Consider the following 2,361-nt stretch of genomic DNA (forward strand, 5'->3'; position numbering starts at 1 on the left):
CCAGCGGGGTGACGTAGGCGCCGTCGTCCGTCGCCTGCGCGGCGGCGGGCGCCGGAGCTGCCGGGGCCACCGGAGCCGGAGCCGCGCCGGGCGCGGCTCCGGCTCCGGTGGCCCCGGCAGCTCCGGCGCCCGCCGCCGCGCAGGCGACGGACGACGGCGCCTACGTCACCCCGCTGGTGCGCAAGCTCGCCTCCGAGAACGGCGTGGACCTGTCCACCGTCAAGGGCACCGGCGTCGGCGGCCGTATCCGCAAGCAGGACGTCCTCGCCGCCGCCGAGGCAGCGAAGGCGGCTGCGGCGGCTCCGGCTCCCGTCGCGGCCGCGGCCGCTCCGGCCGTCGGCGCGAAGAAGACCCCGACCCTGGAGGCCTCTCCCCTCCGCGGCCAGACCGTCAAGATGCCCCGCATCCGCAAGGTCATCGGCGACAACATGGTCAAGGCGCTGCACGAGCAGGCGCAGCTGTCCTCGGTCGTCGAGGTCGACGTCACGCGCCTGATGCGCCTGCGCGGTCAGGCGAAGGACTCCTTCGCGGCCCGCGAGGGCGTCAAGCTCTCCCCGATGCCGTTCTACGTCAAGGCGGCGGCCCAGGCGCTGAAGGCCCACCCGGCCGTCAACGCCCGGATCAACGTCGACGAGGGCACGATCACCTACTTCGACACCGAGAGCATCGGTATCGCGGTGGACTCGGAGAAGGGCCTGATGACCCCGGTCATCAAGCACGCGGGCGACCTGAACATCGCCGGCATCGCCAAGGCCACCGCCGAGCTCGCGGGCAAGGTCCGGGCGAACAAGATCACCCCGGACGAGCTGTCCGGCGCGACCTTCACCATCTCCAACACCGGTTCGCGCGGCGCGCTCTTCGACACGATCATCGTGCCCCCGAACCAGGTCGCGATCCTCGGCATCGGCGCCACGGTCAAGCGCCCGGCCGTCATCGAGACGGAGGACGGCACGGTCATCGGCGTCCGCGACATGACGTACCTGACCCTCTCCTACGACCACCGCCTGGTCGACGGCGCCGACGCGGCCCGTTACCTGACGGCCGTCAAGGCGATCCTGGAGGCGGGCGAGTTCGAGGTGGAGCTCGGCCTGTAGTCAGCGGCCACCTGGCCTGTCGTTCGTACGGTGCCCCCGTTCCGGAGTTCTCCGGGCGGGGGCACCGCGCGTTTCCCGGGTGCGCGACACGTCGTATGCAGCCTGGCATCCGGGCGTACGATCCCGTCGGGTGCCGGCGCCGGTGTGGCCGCCGGGCGGGGCGCACAGCCGTCCCCGGCCGGCTCGGCCGAACTCCCGGGCGCCGTCCGGTCTCACGAAGACGCGGGCGCCGCCGGGGGCGGGGTGTCGGCGATGATCCGCAACCGCGCGGTGTCCTTCGGGCCGCACGCCGGAGTGAGCGCCGGTCGACAACCGGTCACCCCACCGCCACCGGCCCGGGACCCCGGGCCCCGCTTCGAACTCCCCAGTTCATCGCGCCCCGACGCCCCGCAGGGCACCCGCGCCGACCGCCCCACCAGCGTGTAAGTCTCGTCTCACCTGCATGAAAGCGCCCCCGTGCGCCCCTCCCGAGCGGGCGTGCGGCCTTATTGTCTAAACGTCAAACGCCCTTAAGGAGCTCTCATGACCGCGCCCGTCGTCCACTCGCTGCGCGAACAGATCCGCGAGCACATCGTGGAGGGGATCGTCAGCGGGCGCTGGAAGCCGGGCGAGCGGATCGTGGAGCGACGGATCGCGACGGAGCTCGAGGTCAGCCAGACGCCGGTGCGGGAGGCGTTGCGCGAGCTGGAGTCGCTGCGGCTGATCGAGTCCGCGCCGAACAAGGGCGTACGGGTACGGAATCTGACCGCGGCCGACCTGGAGGAGAGCTACCCGGTGCGGGCCGGCCTGGAGGCGATCGCGGCGGAACTGGCGGCCGAGCGGCTCGCGACGGACTGCTCGGCGCTCGAGCCGCATGTCGCCGCGCTCTACGAGGCGGACCGCGAGGCGGACGGTACGGGCCAGGTGCGGCACACCGTCGGCTTCCACCGCGAGCTGGTCCGCGCGGCCGGCAACTCGGTGCTGCTGCACACCTGGGAGGGCCTGGGCATCGAGGTCTTCACCGCCCTCTCGATCCGCTGGCTGGGCACGGTCCAGCAGTCGTACGCGGAGGAACACGAGGAGCTGGTGGCCGCGTTCCGCCGCCGGGACCCACGAATCGCGGAACTGGTGAAGGCACACGTCCTGGGCTGCGCCCCGCGCCCCTGAACACCGTGCACCTCCGCCGATGCAACGCCCGCCACACCCGCACCTCCTGACCCCGCCCACCACAACCCCCCAAGGGGCGCGGGGCCGCATCGCGGTGCGGCCCCGCGCCCCTTGGGGGGTT

General features: G+C 72.9%; 2 protein-coding genes and 1 pseudogene. All 3 read left to right on the forward strand.

Annotation, left to right across the window (positions count from 1 at the left end; translation table 11 throughout):
- Positions 1 to 32 precede the first annotated feature (32 nt).
- Positions 33 to 1,094: pseudogene (gene sucB / locus JHN63_RS50990) on the forward strand (2-oxoglutarate dehydrogenase, E2 component, dihydrolipoamide succinyltransferase); the annotation flags it as partial.
- Positions 1,095 to 1,346: 252 nt separating this feature from the next.
- Positions 1,347 to 1,520 (forward strand): hypothetical protein, encoded by a 174-nt coding sequence (locus JHN63_RS50995; protein ID WP_200691926.1) that lies wholly within the window; start codon positions 1,347 to 1,349, stop codon positions 1,518 to 1,520.
- Positions 1,521 to 1,616: 96 nt separating this feature from the next.
- A complete protein-coding gene (locus JHN63_RS51000; RefSeq protein ID WP_200691927.1) occupies positions 1,617 to 2,240 on the forward strand; it encodes a GntR family transcriptional regulator in 624 nt (207 codons plus the stop codon).
- Positions 2,241 to 2,361: the final 121 nt, after the last annotated feature.

The organism is Streptomyces sp. MBT65, assembly GCF_016612545.1.
In the GTDB taxonomy this organism is placed as follows: Bacteria; Actinomycetota; Actinomycetes; order Streptomycetales; family Streptomycetaceae; genus Streptomyces.